The organism is Sphingomonas sp. CCH10-B3 (assembly GCF_001556185.1).
In the GTDB taxonomy this organism is placed as follows: domain Bacteria; phylum Pseudomonadota; class Alphaproteobacteria; order Sphingomonadales; family Sphingomonadaceae; genus Sphingomonas; species Sphingomonas aquatica.
Genome location: NZ_LSIJ01000011.1, coordinates 1 through 17,215, shown reverse-complemented (window position 1 = coordinate 17,215; position 17,215 = coordinate 1). Strand labels below are relative to the sequence as shown.

Annotated in this window: 19 protein-coding genes; 7 read left to right on the top strand and 12 right to left on the bottom strand. The window is 66.1% G+C overall.

Annotated features, from left to right (window positions below):
- Nucleotides 1-16: 16 nt before the first annotated feature.
- The 6 genes from AX672_RS03175 to AX672_RS03150 form a co-directional block, all read right to left on the bottom strand.
- Nucleotides 17-1,195, bottom strand: a complete 1,179-nt coding sequence (locus tag AX672_RS03175; protein WP_331711163.1) for an MBL fold metallo-hydrolase — start codon at nt 1,193-1,195, stop codon at nt 17-19.
- On the bottom strand, nt 1,131-1,802 hold the full coding sequence (locus AX672_RS03170; protein WP_066648121.1) for a DUF1013 domain-containing protein: 672 nt from the start codon (nt 1,800-1,802) through the stop codon (nt 1,131-1,133). Before AX672_RS03170 ends, AX672_RS03175 begins: the two co-directional genes overlap by 65 nt.
- Before the next feature lie 113 nt (nt 1,803-1,915).
- The gene (locus AX672_RS03165; RefSeq protein ID WP_231731137.1) at nt 1,916-2,746 is read right to left on the bottom strand and encodes a metallophosphoesterase; all 831 of its coding nucleotides are present in this window, start codon (nt 2,744-2,746) and stop codon (nt 1,916-1,918) included.
- Nucleotides 2,743-3,771 (bottom strand): glycosyltransferase family 4 protein, encoded by a 1,029-nt coding sequence (locus AX672_RS03160; protein WP_066648118.1) that lies wholly within the window; start codon nt 3,769-3,771, stop codon nt 2,743-2,745. Before AX672_RS03160 ends, AX672_RS03165 begins: the two co-directional genes overlap by 4 nt.
- Nucleotides 3,771-4,667 (bottom strand): UDP-2,3-diacylglucosamine diphosphatase, encoded by an 897-nt coding sequence (locus AX672_RS03155; protein ID WP_066648272.1) that lies wholly within the window; start codon nt 4,665-4,667, stop codon nt 3,771-3,773. Before AX672_RS03155 ends, AX672_RS03160 begins: the two co-directional genes overlap by 1 nt.
- Before the next feature lie 116 nt (nt 4,668-4,783).
- Nucleotides 4,784-5,431: a hypothetical protein gene (locus tag AX672_RS03150; protein WP_066648117.1), complete on the bottom strand. Its 648-nt coding sequence runs from the start codon at nt 5,429-5,431 to the stop codon at nt 4,784-4,786.
- 134 nt (nt 5,432-5,565) lie between these two features.
- On the opposite strand from AX672_RS03150, the gene AX672_RS03145 reads away from it, so the two are divergent.
- On the top strand, nt 5,566-6,015 hold the full coding sequence (locus AX672_RS03145) for a MarR family winged helix-turn-helix transcriptional regulator (protein WP_202189221.1): 450 nt from the start codon (nt 5,566-5,568) through the stop codon (nt 6,013-6,015).
- A 54-nt stretch (nt 6,016-6,069) separates the two neighbouring features.
- Here AX672_RS03145 and AX672_RS03140 read toward each other — a convergent pair whose 3' ends face one another.
- Both AX672_RS03140 and AX672_RS03135 read right to left on the bottom strand, forming a co-directional pair.
- A complete protein-coding gene (locus AX672_RS03140) occupies nt 6,070-6,687 on the bottom strand; it encodes a glutathione S-transferase family protein (protein ID WP_066648114.1) in 618 nt (205 codons plus the stop codon).
- On the bottom strand, nt 6,684-7,694 hold the full coding sequence (locus AX672_RS03135; RefSeq protein WP_202189220.1) for an NAD(P)H-quinone oxidoreductase: 1,011 nt from the start codon (nt 7,692-7,694) through the stop codon (nt 6,684-6,686). Before AX672_RS03135 ends, AX672_RS03140 begins: the two co-directional genes overlap by 4 nt.
- Nucleotides 7,695-7,854: 160 nt before the next feature.
- Between AX672_RS03135 and AX672_RS03130 the strand changes: the two genes are divergently transcribed.
- From AX672_RS03130 to AX672_RS03115, 4 genes are all read left to right on the top strand, one after another.
- Complete coding sequence (locus AX672_RS03130) at nt 7,855-8,055, top strand: DUF1192 domain-containing protein (RefSeq protein WP_066648109.1); 201 nt, start codon at nt 7,855-7,857, stop codon at nt 8,053-8,055.
- A gap of 123 nt (nt 8,056-8,178) precedes the next feature.
- The gene (gene clpA, locus AX672_RS03125) at nt 8,179-10,494 is read left to right on the top strand and encodes an ATP-dependent Clp protease ATP-binding subunit ClpA (protein WP_066648106.1); all 2,316 of its coding nucleotides are present in this window, start codon (nt 8,179-8,181) and stop codon (nt 10,492-10,494) included.
- Nucleotides 10,495-10,606: 112 nt separating this feature from the next.
- The gene (locus AX672_RS03120; protein ID WP_231731136.1) at nt 10,607-10,807 is read left to right on the top strand and encodes a hypothetical protein; all 201 of its coding nucleotides are present in this window, start codon (nt 10,607-10,609) and stop codon (nt 10,805-10,807) included.
- Between the two features lie 42 nt (nt 10,808-10,849).
- Nucleotides 10,850-12,532: a long-chain-fatty-acid--CoA ligase gene (locus AX672_RS03115; RefSeq protein WP_066648103.1), complete on the top strand. Its 1,683-nt coding sequence runs from the start codon at nt 10,850-10,852 to the stop codon at nt 12,530-12,532.
- Between the two features lie 58 nt (nt 12,533-12,590).
- On the opposite strand, the gene AX672_RS03110 is transcribed toward AX672_RS03115, so the two are convergent.
- Genes AX672_RS03110 through hrcA form a run of 3 tightly spaced genes read right to left on the bottom strand, consistent with a single transcriptional unit; the run spans nt 12,591 to nt 15,441 of the window.
- A complete protein-coding gene (locus AX672_RS03110; RefSeq protein ID WP_082730347.1) occupies nt 12,591-13,820 on the bottom strand; it encodes a threonine synthase in 1,230 nt (409 codons plus the stop codon).
- Nucleotides 13,817-14,383: a nucleotide exchange factor GrpE gene (gene grpE, locus AX672_RS03105; protein WP_066648100.1), complete on the bottom strand. Its 567-nt coding sequence runs from the start codon at nt 14,381-14,383 to the stop codon at nt 13,817-13,819. The genes AX672_RS03110 and grpE overlap by 4 nt, the downstream gene beginning before the upstream one ends.
- 17 nt (nt 14,384-14,400) lie before the next feature.
- Nucleotides 14,401-15,441 (bottom strand): heat-inducible transcriptional repressor HrcA, encoded by a 1,041-nt coding sequence (gene hrcA / locus AX672_RS03100; RefSeq protein ID WP_066648097.1) that lies wholly within the window; start codon nt 15,439-15,441, stop codon nt 14,401-14,403.
- 94 nt (nt 15,442-15,535) lie between these two features.
- Here hrcA and rph point away from each other — a divergent pair, with 94 nt between their 5' ends.
- Both rph and rdgB read left to right on the top strand, forming a co-directional pair.
- Nucleotides 15,536-16,249: a ribonuclease PH gene (gene rph, locus AX672_RS03095; RefSeq protein WP_066648094.1), complete on the top strand. Its 714-nt coding sequence runs from the start codon at nt 15,536-15,538 to the stop codon at nt 16,247-16,249.
- Complete coding sequence (rdgB, locus tag AX672_RS03090) at nt 16,246-16,878, top strand: RdgB/HAM1 family non-canonical purine NTP pyrophosphatase (protein ID WP_066648091.1); 633 nt, start codon at nt 16,246-16,248, stop codon at nt 16,876-16,878. Before rph ends, rdgB begins: the two co-directional genes overlap by 4 nt.
- An 89-nt stretch (nt 16,879-16,967) precedes the next feature.
- On the opposite strand, the gene AX672_RS18815 is transcribed toward rdgB, so the two are convergent.
- A partial coding sequence (locus AX672_RS18815; protein WP_231731135.1) for a hypothetical protein occupies nt 16,968-17,215 on the bottom strand: 248 nt, incomplete at its 5' end.

Sequence of the window (17,215 nt, the reverse complement as noted above, 5' to 3'; positions counted from 1 at the left end):
CGAAAGGCCGCGCGAGTCAAGCCGCCTTGCGGTACCACCAGACCCCGTCGACCACATCCTTCACCGCGCGGCCTTCGACTTCGAGGCGGCGCAAATGCGCGAGCGACTCACCCGTCGCCATGCCAAGCAACTCCGGCCCGATCGCGCGGCGGAACAACCGCCCGAAACAGTCGACCGACCGGCGCGGCGCGGCGCCGATGAACACTTCGAGCTCGTCGAGGCGGTCGCGATGCTCGCGGTCGAGCGCATCGAGCCGCTGGTGCAGCCCGGTGAAGATGTCGCCATGTGATGGCAGCACCGTCAGATCGGCGGGCAGTTGCCGCAGCTTGGCGATCGACGCCAGCCAGTCGCCCAGCGGATCGCCCTCAGGCTCGGTCACGCCGAGCGAAATGTTGGAACTGATGCGGGGCAGCACCTGATCGCCCGAAATCAGGATGCCGCGCTCGGCATCGAGCAGGCAGGCATGCTCGGGGCTGTGGCCGCTGCCGACGACGATCTGCCACGTACGCCCGCCGATCGTCAGCACCTGGCCATCGACCAGCCGCCGATAGCCGAGCGGCAGCGGCGTGATGATCCGGCGAAAGCCCGACCATCCCCGCGCGGTGCCGCGCTCGATCGCCTCATCGTCCCAGCCCGCGCCGCGCCAGAAGGCAATCATCTCGTCGGGCACGGCATCGCGCGCATCGGCCGCGAGCATCCGCGCAGTCAGCCACTCGCCGCGCGTCATCTCCAGCGGGCATCCGTGGTGCGCGCACATCCAGCCGGCCAAGCCAATGTGGTCGGGATGGAAATGCGTGCCGATCACGCGCGTCAGCCGCACCCCCGCCAGCGCGCCGCCGTCGGCGAACATCGCTTTCCAGTCGGCGCGCGTCGCATCGAGGTTCATGCCGGTATCGACCAGCGCAACCCCCGGCCCGGCCGCATCGGTGTCGTCGATCAGCCAGCAATTGATGTGCTTCAGCGGCCCCGGCACCACCAGCCGCACCCAGCGCAGCCCATCCGCCACCGTCAGCACTTGCTGCGGTTCGGGCCCGACATGGCCGAACGGATAGGTCAGCCCGCGATGGCTGGTCGGCACGAAACTGCCGTCGAGCATCAGCGGCGCGTCGGCGCGGCGCGTCACCGCCGGATCAGGCGCGCTTGAACGGGTCTTGCAGACCGCCGGGCAGCAGCGCGGCGTCGCCGCCCTCGGCATCGCGCGCCGCCTGCTCGCGTTCGTTGCGCAGCGACTGGATCAGCGCGGCACGATCGCCTTCAAGCTTGTTGTCAACGGGTGCTTCGATCCCTGCCGCCTTCGCTGCCTTGGCAACGATTGCGTCGAGTTCGCGCTGCGAGCATAGGCCAAGCGTCACCGGGTCTTTCGGGACGATGTTGGCGATGTTCCAGTGGCTGCGGTCGCGGATCGCTGCGATCGTCGTGCGGGTGGTGCCGATCAGGTTGCTGATCGCGCCGTCCGAAATCTCGGAGTGATTGCGGATGATCCAGGCAATGCCGTCGGGCTTGTCCTGCCGCTTCGACACCGGCGTGTAGCGCGGCCCCTTGGTGCGGCGGACCTGCTCGGGGCCCTTCGACATCTTCAGGACATAGGACGGATCGGCCTGGCCCTTCTCGATCTCTTCCTGCGTCAGTTCGTGCGCGCGCACCGGATCGCGGCCGGTCAGCTTGGTCGCGGCGGTATCATCGGCAATTGCCTGCACTTCAAGGATGTGCAGACCGCAGAATTCGGCGATCTGTTCGAAGCTGAGCGCGGTATTGTCGACCAGCCAGCTGGCGGTCGCGTGCGGCATGAGCGGCTGGGCCATGCGGGAAACTCCATTGGAAACAATAAGGGCCACCCCTTGCGGGATGGCCTGTCACGCTATGGACTTAATGCGGATGCCCCCGAGAGGCAAGGCGCGTGTGCCTGAAGCCGAGGCTATCGGCGTCCGCCGACTTCGATTACCCACAAATCCGCTGGCGCCCCCAGCCGAAACGGCAGGATGCTTGTGCCGATGCCGGCAGTCACGATCAGCCGCTTGCCGCCCTCCTCAACGGCGCCGCAGCGATAACGCTCGCCATAGCGCGACGCGGTGGCGACCGGGCCAAACAGCGGCAGTACGATCTGGCCGCAGTGCGTATGGCCCGCCAGCGTCAGCGGTACGCTGCCGGGAATCTGCGGAAAAATGTCGGGGCTGTGGCTCAGCACGATCGGCACCCCGCCGATACGCTCCAGCGCCGCGACCGTGCCCGCGACATCGGCGTGCCTGGTGAACGCATCATCGACGCCACCAATCGCCAGCGGGCCGACCCGCACGGCGCGATTGTCGAGCACGGTGATCCGCGCCTTCGCCAATGCCGCATGGACGTCACGGCTGTTCAGCCAATGGTCGTGATTGCCCATCACCGCGATCGTGCCGAGCTTTGGCCGCAGCGCCGCCAGCGGCGCAATCGCCGCATCGGCACCGTAAAGCTTCGTCGCTGTCCGCTTCTCGGTCACGAAATCGCCCGCGATCAGCACGAGATCGGGGTGGATCGCATTGACCTGCCCGACCACACGCGCCAGCCGCGCCGGCGGCGTCTCGGGGCCCGCGACATGCAGGTCGCTGATCAGCACCAGCCGCATCGGCGGCGTGCCGGCGGGCCAGTCTGGCAGATTGAGCGTCAGCCGCCGCACGACCGGATCGGCAGTCGCTTGCCACACCATGAAGGCCGTTAACAGTCCCGCCGCCAGCACCAACCAGGCAACGACCCGGCGCAGCGTCCTCAAGCCGCCTGCCGCTCGCTTTCCAGCCCGACCGGGGCGAGCGCTTCGAGGAATTGCCGCGCGCTCGCTTCCCAGGTGAAGCTCTTGCCGTAATCGGCGCAGGCCGCGCGATCGAGCTTCAGCGCAGCGGCAATCGCGGCGGTCAGGTCTTCGTCCATCACGCCGACGCCGGGCTTCAGCACGTCAACTGGCCCGGTCACCGGGAAGGCCGCGACCGGCACGCCCGACGCCAGCGCTTCGATCATCACCAGCCCGAAGGTGTCGGTCTTGCTCGGGAAGACGAACACATCGGCGGCGGCATAGGCAGCGGCGAGATCGGCGCAGAACTTCGGCCCCAGGAAATGCGCCTGTGGATATTTTGCCTCCAGCGAGGCGCGCGCGGGGCCATCTCCCACAATCACCTTGGTGCCGGAATGGTCGCTGTCGAGAAATGCCTCGATATTCTTTTCGATCGCGACCCGCCCGACATAGAGCTGGATCGGGCCGGGCAGGCTGCGGATCGCCGGGTCGGGCGTTACCTCGGGGCCGAAAGTCGACAAATCGACGCCGCGTCCCCAATGGCGGATCTTGGTCAGGCCATGCTGGCGCAACGTCTCGGCAATCGACGGGGTTGAGGCGAGCACGGCCTGCGCGGGCCAGTGGAACCAAGTGATGTAACGCCAGATCCAGCCCGGATCGATGCCGATCCGCGCCGACACATAATCGGGGAATTGCGTGTGATAGGCGGTGGTGAACGGAAACCGCCGCGCAAGGCACCAGCGTCGTGCGGCGAGACACACCGGCCCTTCGGTCGCGAGATGGATCGCGTTCGGGCGAAAATCGGCGAGCATCTTGCCGACCGCGGCGGTGCGCGCAAAGGCGAGCCGGATTTCGGGATAGGTTGGGCACGGCAGCGAATAGAAGCGCTCAGGCGAGATCACGAGCACTTCATGTCCCTGCCGCTCGAGTTCGGCGCGCACCGACTGGAGCGTGCGGACGACGCCGTTCACCTGGGGACTCCAAGCGTCGGTGACGATCGCGATCCGCACTATGCCGCCAGTGCGGGCAAATCGGAGAGGGGCGCGGCGCGCTCGCGCTCGGCGAGCGCGCGTACCGCCATTTCGTCGGCCCAGTGCAAAATCTCCATCCGGCCATCAAAATGTTCGACCAGCGCGGTGCAGCCTTCCACCCAATCGCCGTCGTTATAATATTCGACCCCGCCGATCGTGCGGAACTCGGCGGTGTGGATGTGGCCGCACACGACCCCGTCGACACCACGCGCGCCCGCTGCCTGCGCCACCACCTCCTCATAATTGGAGATGAATTCGACCGCGTTCTTGACCCGTGCCTTGGCATGCTTCGACAGCGACCAATACGGCATGTTGAACGCGCGGCGAACGCCGTTGACCCAGACATTGGCGGTCATCAGCGCATTATAGGCGAAATCGCCGACATGCGCGAGCCACTTGTGCGCCAGCGTGATCGCGTCGAACTCGTCGCCGTGGAGCACCAGCAACCGGCGCCCGTCGGCGGTTTCGTGGATCGCCTTGCGCCGGATCGCGACGCCGCCGAAATCAAGGCCCGAAAACTGCCGGAAAATTTCGTCGTGATTGCCGGGGATGTAGATCATCCGCGTGCCGCGCTTGGCCCGCTTCAGCAGCCGCCAGACGATGTCATTGTGCGCGGCGGGCCAGTAGAATTTCTTCTTCAGCCGCCAGCCATCGATGATGTCGCCGACCAGATACATCGTCTCGCTGTCGACATGATCGAGGAAGTCGATCAGCATTTCGGCATTGCAGCCGCGCGTGCCGAGGTGGATGTCCGAAATCCAGATCGTGCGATATTTGCGCCGCTCGGTCACCTGGCGCTCGGGAATTGTCGGGTTGGACTGGGCGAAATCGGCGAGTTCTCCCAGTCCGGCATCAACGACTTGTGCGACCTTCATGCGATTTTCCTGCACGCGGAACTTGGTTGATCGGACCGCTATGCCGGGTTTGTGTTACAGTTTGAATCGTTGTTGCGCGACTGCTCAAGGAGGCTGTCGCTCGGCCTCCCGGCCCGTCACTGCTTGCCTGCATTTGCCAGCGTTTCGGCATCGCGCTTGCCCGCCGCAAGCGTCGCACGCATCATCTGCGCGTAATCGGCATCGAGAAAAGACCAGCGAAACAGCCAGTCGCCGACAAAGCCAAGAAATCCCGGAAAGCGCGTGCGATCCATCTTGAAGGCATAGGTCCAGCGGACGTCGGTTTCACCCCTCGGCAATGCTGTCCGCACAAATTCGCCGACGCCGTAGCGGACCGGCCGCGCTGTCGCGGATGTATAGTTCCAAACTATATAGCGGAACCGCGCTTCCGATGCTGTCTTCCGGGTTTCAAGCAATTGCTCGGTCAGGGTTGAGCCATCCGAGAGGCAGACAATGCGGCGCGCGCCGGCATAGTCGAAGGCGCCAGGTGTTAGGGCGCGGGTGCCGGTCACATATGGCAAGCCCTTTTGCCGCGGGATCGCATCTTCCAGCCGCGCAGCCTCCGCCGAGGCCAGCACCGTCGCAAGCGGCGCCTTGATCCGGATCGTCTCGACATGCGCCACCAGCCGATCAACCGGCAGCGGCACGGGCGGTGGACTCTTCGTGTTGGCACCGGTGCCACAGCGCGCCGCCTCCGCCGATCCGGTGGTCCCCAACATGAATAGCGCGGTGATCAAGCGTCGCATGCCCACTCCTTCTTCAACGAAAATCGGAAATACCGATAGTCGTATTATCCGACATTCGGAGTATTGGTCAACGGGCGCTTGCAGGCTTGCCATCGGGTGGATTAGGTCGCGCCATGGGCGACACACGACTTCCCGTGGACGAAGCGCAGGTTGACGCCTTCCTCGCTGGCGTCACCGGGCTGCTGCGGCGGTTCAAGCTTGAGCCGGGCCTGCTGGCTGACAGCGTCTATGCCGATCTGCATCACAACGACATCGGTCTGCTCACGCATCTCAAGCCAGGGGATGCGCAGCCGGTGCGCGCACTGGCTGCCGAGCTAGGAGCGCCCGATTCGACGATTTCCTCCGCGCTCGACCGATTGGCCCGTCGCGGACTGATTCAGCGCCGACCAAGCGATGCGGACCGTCGCAGCGTACTTATTTCGCTGGCCCCCGAAGGGGTTGCCCTGGTCGACCGGCTCTTGCAAATCCAGCGTGAAAACTGCCGCGCCATGTTGTCGCTGCTGCTGCCGGAGGATCGCGCGACGCTGATCCGGCTGGCGGGCAACATGCTCGGCGCACCGCATGACGCACCACCGCGGCCCTGATGTCATCAACCGTCGGCGACCGAGCCGACGGCCCCCGATGGCGATGCCGCGACCTTAATCGGCGATGGCGATATGCCCCGGCTGCGCCGCCACTCGCGCCAGCCATGCGACGACGTTGGCATAGGGCGCCAGCGAGAACGCACCGCCTTCTTCGGCGACGTGCGTATAGGCGTAGAGCACGATGTCGGCGAGCGTCAGCGTATCGCCGACGAGAAACGGCGTCTTCGCGAGCTGGTCGTCCATCAGCTTCAGCGCGGCCATGCCCGCGACTTGCTTCGCCGCCAACTGGCCCTTCTGCGCGTCGCTCAGATTGTCGGCGCCGACAAACGCCAGCCAGAAGCGCAAGGTCGCGATATTGGGTTCGTGGTTATACTGCTCCCAGAACATCCAGCGCAGCATGTCGGCGTGATCGAACCGGTCGCCCGGAATCAGCGGCGAACCATGGGCGAGATAGACGCAGGCGGCATTGCTTTCGGGCAAAAACTTGTCGCCGACCTGGAGCACCGGGATGCGACCATTCGCATTCACATTGCGCAGGAATTCGGGCGTACGCGTCTCACCCGCCATGATGTCATAGCCCCGCCGCTCGATCGGGGTGCCGAGGTGCGCCGCGGTCAACCGGATTTTGTAGCAGTTCCCCGACGGGGCATATTCGTGGAGGATGTATGTCATTTACCGGCTCCGACCGTCAGCACGATCTTGCCCACATGATCGCCGCCTTCCATCCGCGCATGGGCGGCGCCTGCTTCGGCCAGCGGGAAGGTCGTGTCGATCACGGGTTTCAGCCGCCCTTCGGCAACACAGGGCCACACCATGCGCGCGAGTTCGTCGGCGACCATCGTCTTGAACGACACGTCACGCGGGCGCAGCGTCGACCCCGTCAGCGTCAGTCGCCGCCGCATCACGTCGAAGATCGGGATCGTCGCGGTCAGCCCCGCCTGCACCGCAATCGACACATGGCGCCCGTCATCGGCAAGGCACTGGAGATTGCGCGGCACATAATCACCGCCGACCATGTCGAGCACTGCCTGGCACCCCTGCCCGCCGGTAATCTCGCGCACGCGCGCGACAAAATCCTCGGTCCGGTAATTGATTGCATGCGCGGCGCCCAGCTTCAGCGCGGCGGCGCATTTTTCGTCCGTCCCTGCCGTCACGATCACGGTGAGGCCGAACAGCCCGCCGAGCGCGATCGCCATCGTGCCGATGCCGCTGGTACCGCCATGGACCAGCACCGTGTCGCCTTCGACCGCATAAGCGCGCTCGAACAAGTTGGTCCAGACCGTGAAAAGCGTTTCCGGGATCGCAGCCGCCTCGACCATCGTCAGCGCTTCGGGCACCGGCAGGCACTGGCCGATCGGCGCTGCGACAAACTCGGCATAGCCACCGCCGCCGAGCAGCGCGCATACCGGCTGGCCGATCTGGTCGGGCTCGACGCCTTCGCCGACCGCGACGATCGTGCCCGCCACTTCAAGGCCCAGGATCGACGGCGCGCCCGGCGGCATCGGGTACATGCCCCGGCGCTGAAGCACGTCGGGGCGGTTGACCCCGGCGGCGGCGACCCGGATCAGCACGTCGCCCGGGCCGGGCGTCGGCACGGGCCGCTCGACCGGCACCAGCGCATCGGCATCGCAGGGCGTCACCGGGTCGATCGCGAGCATTGTTTCGGGTATAGCCGTCATCTCGTCCCCCAGAATGCTTCTTAGCCGCGGGCGGGCAGCAAAGTCAGCAGCAATTCTGCCGCCGATGTCGCCTGCATGGCGCATTGGGGTGCCGAATTCGCGTTCAAATGAGGCGTGAGCCCATTGACTCGCCTTCGCGCAAGCGAGACCATCGACAAAGATGGACACCGACGACATCGCACCGCCGCCTCGCGCTGGCGATCCGGTGGGACTGCTGGGCAAGCAGGACCTCGATCCTTTGTCCGTGCGCGAACTCGAAGCCCGCATCGCCGCGCTGGAAGCGGAGATCGAGCGCACCAAGTCCCACATGACGCGCGCGGTCAGCCACCGCGCCATTGCCGACCAGCTGTTCAAGCGGTGAGCGCCGGCTCGCCTCGGCGCTGTGTGGCGGAAACTCGATTTCAAGTGCTTGATGCCAGACGCCAGCCTTCCGACATAGGATCGGCTGGCCCGCGCATCGGTCGCGGTCCCAAGGAGTAAGTTGATGCCGTCCTTTGCTTCCGCTCTCGAGACCACGCTCCACAAGGCGCTCGAAGCTGCGTCCACCCGGCGCCATGAATATGCGACTCTCGAGCATTTGCTGCTCGCCCTGATCGACGACGAGCATGCCTCGAAGGTGATGACCGCGTGCGGCGTCGACCTCGGCGAGCTGAAACGCACCGTCGCCCATTATCTCGACACCGAACTCGAAGCGCTGAAAGTGGCGCAGGCGACCGATCCGTCGCCGACCAGCGGTTTCCAGCGCGTCGTCCAGCGCGCGATCCTGCACGTCCAGTCGTCGGGCCGCGACGAAGTGACCGGCGCGAACGTGCTCGTCGCGCTGTTCAGCGAGCGCGAAAGCTATGCGGTCTATTTCCTGCAGCAGCAGGACATGAGCCGCCTCGATGCCGTCAGCTTCATCAGCCACGGCGTCGGCAAGGGCGCGACGACGCCCGAACCCTCGACACCCAAAGGCGCCGAGGAGGAAAAGCCCGCCAAGCAAAGCGAAAAGGGCAAGAGCGAGAGCGCGCTCAAGCAGTTCACGGTCGACCTGAACGAAAAGGCCAAGCGCGGCAAGGTCGATCCGCTGATCGGCCGCACCGCCGAAGTCGATCGCACGGTGCAGATCCTGTGCCGCCGCAGCAAGAACAACCCGCTCTATGTCGGTGATCCCGGCGTCGGCAAGACCGCGATTGCCGAGGGTCTCGCGCGCAAGATCGTCGAGGGCGATGTGCCCGACGTATTGAAGCCCGCCGTCATCTATTCGCTCGACATGGGCGCGCTGCTCGCCGGCACGCGCTATCGCGGCGATTTTGAGGAACGGCTTAAGGCCGTCGTCAACGAACTCGAAAAGCTGCCCGACGCGATCCTGTTCATCGACGAAATCCACACCGTGATCGGCGCTGGCGCCACTAGCGGCGGCGCGATGGATGCGTCGAACCTGCTCAAGCCCGCGCTGTCAGGCGGCACGATCCGCTGCATCGGCTCGACCACCTACAAGGAATTCCGCAACCATTTCGAAAAGGATCGGGCGCTGCTGCGCCGGTTCCAGAAGATCGACGTCAACGAGCCGACGATCGAGGATACGGTCAAGATCCTGGCTGGCCTGCGCACCGCGTTCGAGGATCATCACAAGGTCAAATACACCCCCGACGCGATCAAGTCGGCGGTCGAACTGTCGGCGCGGTACATCAACGACCGCAAGCTGCCCGACAAGGCGATCGACGTGATCGACGAAGTCGGCGCGATGCAGATGCTGGTGCCGCCAAGCCGCCGCAAGCGCACGATCACCGCCAAGGAGATCGAGGCTGTGATCGCGACAATGGCACGCATCCCGCCCAAATCGGTGTCGACCGACGACACCAAGGCGCTCGCAACGCTCGAGGCCGATCTGAAGCGCGTTGTGTTCGGCCAGAATGCCGCGATCGAAAAGCTCGCCTCGGCGATCAAGCTGTCACGCGCAGGCCTGCGCGATCCCGACAAGCCGATCGGCAACTATCTGTTCACCGGCCCGACCGGTGTCGGCAAGACCGAAGTCGCGCGCCAGCTCGCGTCGATCATGGGTATCCCGCTCCAGCGCTTCGACATGAGCGAATACATGGAGCGCCACTCGGTCAGCCGGTTGATCGGCGCGCCCCCGGGCTATGTCGGTTTCGATCAGGGCGGGCTGCTTACCGACGCCGTCGACCAGCAGCCGCATTCGGTGCTGCTGCTCGACGAAATCGAAAAGGCGCACCCCGATCTGTTCAACATCCTGCTGCAGGTGATGGACAATGGCCGCCTGACCGACCAGCACGGCAAGAGCGTCGATTTCCGCAACGTCATCCTGATCATGACGACCAATGCCGGTGCCAGCGACATGGCGCGCGAAACGGTCGGCTTCGGCAACCTCACCCGCGAGGGCGAGGACGAGCAGGCGGTGCAGAAGATGTTCACGCCCGAGTTCCGCAACCGTTTGGATGCGATCGTGCCGTTCGGCTATCTGCCGCCCGAAGTCGTCGCGCGGGTGGTGGAGAAGTTCATCCTCCAGCTCGAACTGCAGCTTGCCGACCGCGGCGTCCACATCAAGCTCGACGAGGATGCCAAGAGCTGGCTGACGGCCAAGGGCTATGACAAGCTCTATGGCGCACGGCCGATGGGGCGGCTGATCCAGGAAAAGGTCAAGCAGCCGCTTGCTGAGGAACTGCTGTTCGGCAAGCTCGTCCATGGCGGCGAAGTGACGGTCAAGCTGAAGGACGGCGCGCTGGCATTCGAAATCACGCCGGCTGCGCCCAAAAAGCCCAAGAAAAAGGGCAAGGCCGAGCCGATCGAGGCCAAGTAACGCGCACGCGCCGTCGCCGGATACCACCCGGCGACGGCGGCGTGTTTCGCTCGTTGCGCGCTTGTCCGGCGCGAGCGCAGCAGCTATGGTAAATCTTCATCGGAGGGATGAGATGGCCAAGCGCCGCACTGCCATTGTTGCCTTTGCCTTGCTGCTGCTGGCGGTTACGACCTTGCGGCACCCGTCGGCCGATGTCCGCGTGATCATGCATCAGGCGGGCGACCCCGCGCCGCGGCAAGTGACCGCCGCCATCGACGTTGGCGTGATGGCCTTCTCGCTGCTGATTACCTGGACGGCCAAGCGCGTCGGCTGAGCTGCCTTGCACGCCCCGCCGGGCTTGCCTACACGATTGACCATGCATGATCCCGAAGCCGTCTGGCGCGCTGCCTATCGTCACCCCGGCACATGGGAGATGGCGCTGCCGCCACTGTCGATGGTTGACCTGTTCGATCGCGCCGCCGCCGACCATGGCCGTGCACCGCTGATCGATTTCCTGGGGCGGCATTACAGCTATGCCGAAACGCTCGACGGCGCGAACCGCGTTGCGGCGGGGCTGTCAGCGCTCGGCTATGGGCCGGGCGACCGGATCGGGCTGTTCCTGCCCAATGTGCCGCACTACCTCGCCGCCTATTACGGCATTCTGAAGCTGGGCGCGACGGTAGTGAATTTCTCGCCGCTCTACACGCCTGCCGAGCTCGCGCATCAGGTGGCGGATTCGGGCACGCGGATGCTGTTCACGATTTCGGCCACCGCGCTGTTGCCGACCGCGCTCAAGGTGCTGAGCGACAGCGCGCTCGAGCGGCTGGTAGTGGGATCGGTGGCGGGCGCGCTGCCCGCCGCCAAGTCGGTGCTCTACCGCTGGTTCAGCCGGAAGGACATCGCGGCGAAGCCCGACGACGCGCGGATCATCGCTTTTTCCAGGCTGATCGCCAATGACGGTCGCCACGCCACCGCGAAAATCGATCCCGAAAACGATGTCGCGCTGATCCAATATACCGGCGGCACCACTGGCACGCCCAAGGGCGCGATGCTGACGCACCAGAATCTGTCGGCCAATGCGCGCCAGGTGCATGCGATCGATCCGCAACCCGGCATGCCCGACCGTATCCTCGGCGCGCTGCCGTTGTTCCATGTCTTCGCCAACACCTGCGTGCTCAACCGCACCGTGCTGAGCGGTGGCTGCATTGTCATGCTGCCGCGCTTCAACGCGGCGCAGGCACTCGCCGCGATCAGCCGATCGAAAGTGACTGCGGTTCCCGGCGTCCCGACCATGTATCAGGCGCTGCTCGACAATCCGGCGATCGGCAAGACCGATTTCAGCCATTTGCGCGCCTGCATTTCGGGCGGCGCGCCACTGCCGAGCGAACTCAAGACCCGCTTTGAGCGCGTCACCGGATCGACCCTGATCGAAGGCTATGGCCTGTCCGAAAGCTCGGGCGTGGTCTCGGCCAATCCTTATGAAGCCGAGGGCAAGCCCGGCACGATCGGCCAGCCGGTGCCGGCCACGCGGATCAGGCTGGTCGACAAGGAAGACCCGTCGAAGCCTGCACCCGAGGGCGAGCCCGGCGAGATCATCGTCGCCGGCCCGCAGATCATGAAGGGCTATTGGCAGCGGCCCGAGGCTGACGCCGAAGTGTTCGTAACCGATGCCGAGGGAACGCGCTGGCTGCGCACCGGCGATGTCGGCACGATCGACGCCGACGGCTTTGTACGCATCGTCGACCGGCTGAAGGACATGATCGCGGTCGGCGGCTTCAAGGTCTTCCCCAGCCAGATCGAAGCCGTGCTCTACACCCACCCGGCGGTGAAAGAGGCGCTCGTCATCGGCATCCCCGATACCTATCGCGGCGAACACCCGCGCGCTTATGTGACGCTCAACGAGGGCGCGACCGAAACCGGCGAGACGCTTTGCGCGTGGCTCAACCCCCAGCTGGGGAAGCATGAGCGGGTCGACGAAGTCGTGGTGCGGCTGACGATGCCCAAGACGATGATCGGCAAGCTGAGCCGCAAGGATCTGGTGGCGGAGGTGCTGGGGTAGCGGGCTTACTCAGCCCCTCCCCTTTAGGGGAGGGGTTTAATGGTTCCCACCGGTCGGTCTACAACCCCGCCAGATCGATCTCCGCGTGCCGATCGAGCGTCTTCGACTGGTCGGGCATCGGATATTTCAGCCCGGTCGCGCAGTTGAACAGCACCACCTTGTCGTCCGCTCCCACGAGCCCACGCGCGCGCGCCGCGTGATAGGCCGCGAGCGTCGCGCCGCCCTCGGGACACAGCAGCAACCCGTCCTTCGCTGCGCAGTCGACAACCGCCGCTTCGATCGCATCGTCATCCACCGCCATCGCGATGCCGCCGCTCTCACGCACCGCGCGCAGGATCAGGAAATCGCCGACCGCCCTTGGCACGCGGATGCCACTGGCGATCGTGTGTGCGCCTTCCCAGCGTTCGGCGTGCTCGACACCGTCATCGAAGGCCTTGACGATCGGCGCGCAGCCGCTCGCCTGCACCGCGAACATCTTGGGCCGCGTGGGGCCAATCCAGCCGAGCGCTTCGAGCTCGTCAAATGCTTTCCACATGCCGATCAGCCCGGTGCCGCCGCCGGTCGGGTAGAAGATCGCATCGGGCAGCTGCCAGCCGAACTGCGCGGCCAGCTCGAGCCCCATCGTCTTCTTGCCCTCGATCCGGTACGGCTCCTTGAGCGTCGAGAAATCGAACCACAGCCCCTGCGCCGCGCCCTTCCCGACGATCGCGCCGCAATCGTCGATGAGGCCATTGACGCGGTAGACGCGCGCACCCTGCAGCGCGATCTCGCGCACGTTGATCTCGGGCGTGTCGTCAGGGCAGAGCACCACCGTCTCGATGCCGCAGCGCGTCGCATAGGCCGCGAGCGCCGCCCCGGCATTGCCGTTGGTCGGCATCGCGATCTTGGTGACCCCGAGCGCCTTGGCCATGCTGACCGCCATCACCAGCCCGCGCGCCTTGAACGACCCCGTCGGCAGCCGCCCCTCGTCCTTCACGACCACGCGCGACCCGCCCGACGCGGGCACCGGCACCAGCGGCGTCTCGATCTCGCCCAGGCTGACGATGTTGGCGGGGTCGCGTACCGGCAGCAATTCGCGCCAGCGCCACAGATCGGTCGGCCGCGCCTCGACGAGCGCGCGCGGCAACGCGGCCCGGATCGCCGCGAGATCATAGCGCACGAGCAAAGGCCGCCCGACCTTGCTCAGCCCATGCAGCTGGTCGGCCTCATAGCGCTCGCCCGTCATCGAACATTCGAGATGCGTCACGTAGGACGCGCGCGCCTCGGTGAGGTTGGGGTTGAGAGTCACCCCGCTTTCGCCACGCCGACCAGCGCCGGACGCAGCAGCCGGTCCTTCAGCGAATAGCCCGCCTGCATTTCCTGCACGATCGTGCCGGGTTCAGCGTCGCTCGGCACTTCCATCATTGCCTGGTGCCAATTGGGATCGAGCTTTTCGCCCATCGCCTTCACCTTGGCGATGCCGTGGCGCTGGAACACCGCTTCGAGCTCGCGGCCGGTGGCTTCGAGACCCGCGACGAGGCCCTTCATCTTGTCGTCGGCACGCATTTCCGCTGGGATCGCCGCCAGTCCGCGTTCGAGATTATCGGCGACCGACAGCAGATCGCGCGCGAAACCGGTGACGGCATAGGCGCGCGCATCGATCGCTTCCTTTTCGGCACGGCGGCGGACGTTCTGCGCTTCGGCAGCGGCATAGAGCACGGCCTGCTTGGCCTCGGCGAGTTCGGCTTCGAGCGCGGCGAGGCGCGCCTGCGCCGCTTCGGCATCGGCGTCGCCCGCGCGATCGGCGGCGGCCTGCTCGGCAAAGGGGCTGCCAGCGGTTTCCGCCGCGGCCAGATTGTCGTCTTCGGTCATGTCGTCACAAATCCCCGTTACTGCATCAGGCGCGCAAGCGTGGCAGCGGTGAAATCCACCATTGGCACAATGCGCGCATAGTTCAACCGTGTCGGCCCGATCACCCCGACCACGCCGACGACGCGCCCGTCGACGCCGTGGAACGGCCGCGCGATCACCGACGATCCCGACAGCGCGAAGAGGTTGTTCTCCGCGCCGATGAAAATCCGGGTCGCGTCGCCATCGCGCGCGCGATCGAGCAATTGGGCAATTTCCTGCTTGCCTTCAAGGTCGTCGAGCAGATCGCGCACGCGGTCGAGGTCGGCGGCAGCGGCGGCATCGATCAGTCGCGCCTGCCCGCGCACGATCAGCACCGGGCGTCGCTCGCCATCCTCGCTCCACACCGCAAGCCCGGCTTCGACCAACGCGCGCGCCGCCCCGTCGAGCGCCGCCCGCTCCGCCGCAATCTCGCGGTCGAGCCGTGCCCGCGCCTCGGCGAGCGTCAGGCCAGAGAGCATCGCGCTGACGTAATTGGCGGCCTCGGTCAGTGCCGACACGCTGGTGCCGGGCGGCAGATCGACGACGCGGTTTTCGACCGAGCCATCCTCGGCGACCAGCACCGCGAGCGCCTGCGTCCCCGACAGCGGCACAAACGCCAGCTGGCGCAACACCACTTCGCGCTTGGGCACGAAGACGAGGCCGGCACAGGCCGACAGCCCGGACAGCGCGGCAGTCGTCGCCGCGATCGCTTCCTCGACCGGTCCGGCCTGCGCCAACCGCGCGGCGATCGTCGCGCGTTCCTCGGGCGATGGCTCGAGCGCGTGCATCATCCCGTCGACGAACAGCCGCAAGCCAGTATCCGTCGGCATCCGGCCGGCGCTGGTGTGGGGGGCGGCGAGCAAGCCGAGTTCCTCCAGATCCTGCATCACGTTGCGGATCGACGCGGGCGACAAGTTGAGACCCGACAATTTGGCTATGGTCCGCGACCCGATCGGCGCACCCGATTCAAGATAGCTTTCGACAACGATCCGAAACACGTCGCGCGCGCGGTCGCTCAGTTCGACGATCGGTGGGCTCATGGCGTTATAGCTATGGTCTCGGCGCGGTGGCGACAAGCGTTGCGCGCCGCCGCCGATCCTCTAAGGCGAGGCCAGTCATTCACAGGAGACCGACATGCGCCCCTCCGGCCGCGCCCCCGACCAGATGCGCTCGATCAGCATCGAGCCGCGCTTCACCAAACATGCCGAAGGGTCGGTGCTGATCGGCTTCGGCGACACCAAGGTGCTGGTCACCGCCAGCGTCGAGGAGCGCGTGCCGCCCTTCCTGCGCGGCAAGGGCGAAGGCTGGGTGACCGCCGAATATGGCATGCTCCCCCGCGCCACGCACACCCGCGGCAATCGCGAGGCGGCCAAGGGCAAGCAATCGGGCCGCACGCAGGAAATCCAGCGGCTGATCGGTCGCAGCCTGCGCGCCGTCACTGACCTGAAGCTGCTCGGCGAGCGCCAGATCACGCTCGATTGCGACGTGATCCAGGCCGATGGCGGCACCCGCACCGCCAGCATTTCGGGCGCATGGGTGGCGCTGCGGCTCGCGATCGACGGGCTGCTCCGCGAGGGCAAGCTCACCGCCGACCCGCTCAGCCAAAAGGTCGCGGCGATCAGCTGCGGCATCTGGCAGGGCACGCCGGTGCTCGACCTCGATTACGACGAGGATTCGACCGCCGACGCCGACGCCAATTTCGTGCTGCTCGAAAACGGTAACATCGCCGAGGCGCAGGCGACCGCCGAAGGCGCGACCTATGACGAGGAAGGCCTGCTCCGCCTGCTCCGCCTCGCGCGCATCGGCTGCGCCGACATTTTTGCCGCGCAAGCCCGCGCCGTCGCATGACCGAGGTGCCGCCGCAGGCGATCCGCAAGCTGGTGCCCGGCAAGCTGGTGATCGCGACGCATAATGCGGGGAAAGTGCGCGAGATCACCGCGCTGCTCGCGCCTTACGGCATGACGACGATCGCGGCGGGCGAGCTCGACCTGCCCGAGCCCGAGGAAACCGGCACGACCTTTGTCGCCAATGCCGAGCTGAAGGCGCGTTCCGCTGCTGATCTCTCGGGCCTGCCTGCGCTCGCCGATGACAGCGGGCTGTGCGTCGAAGCGCTCGGCGGCGATCCGGGCGTCTACACGGCCAACTGGGCCGAAACCGCCGATGGCAGCCGCGACTGGATGCTGGCGATGACGCGGGTGCACGAGAAGCTGACGGCGCTCGGCCCCGATGCCAGCCGCGCGGCGACCTTCGTCTCGACGCTCGCGCTTGCCTGGCCCGACGGCCATGTCGAATGGTTCGAAGGGCGGATCGACGGCACGCTGAACTGGCCGCCGCGCGGCGCCGCAGGTTTCGGCTATGACCCGATGTTCGTGCCGTTCGGCGACACGCGCACCTTTGCCGAAATGCCGTTCGAGGAAAAACAGGCAAACAACCACCGCGCGCGCGCCTTTGCCGCGCTGGTGAAGGCGGTGTTCTAGAACGCCGAGGCCCGCGCGACAGCCGAAAGCCGCGCACAAACGGCTTTCATACGCCCGCAACAATCGTCGTGCCTAACGCGATTGGGGATTCACAACATATCGGAGCCCGAGTCGCGCAGCGGATGGCCGTTGGCGCGTCGCGGTGGAGACGTTGGAGTGGCAATGACATCGAAAGCCAGATTGCTCGCGTCCGCGCTGATCATCGGCGGCTGCTCGCCGCAAGGGACCAGCACCCAGACCACCGCCGTGGTGCCGACACCCACGCCAACCCCTGCGCCAGCACCCGCACCGACCCCCACACCAACGCCGACGCCCACACCAACGCCAACGCCAACCC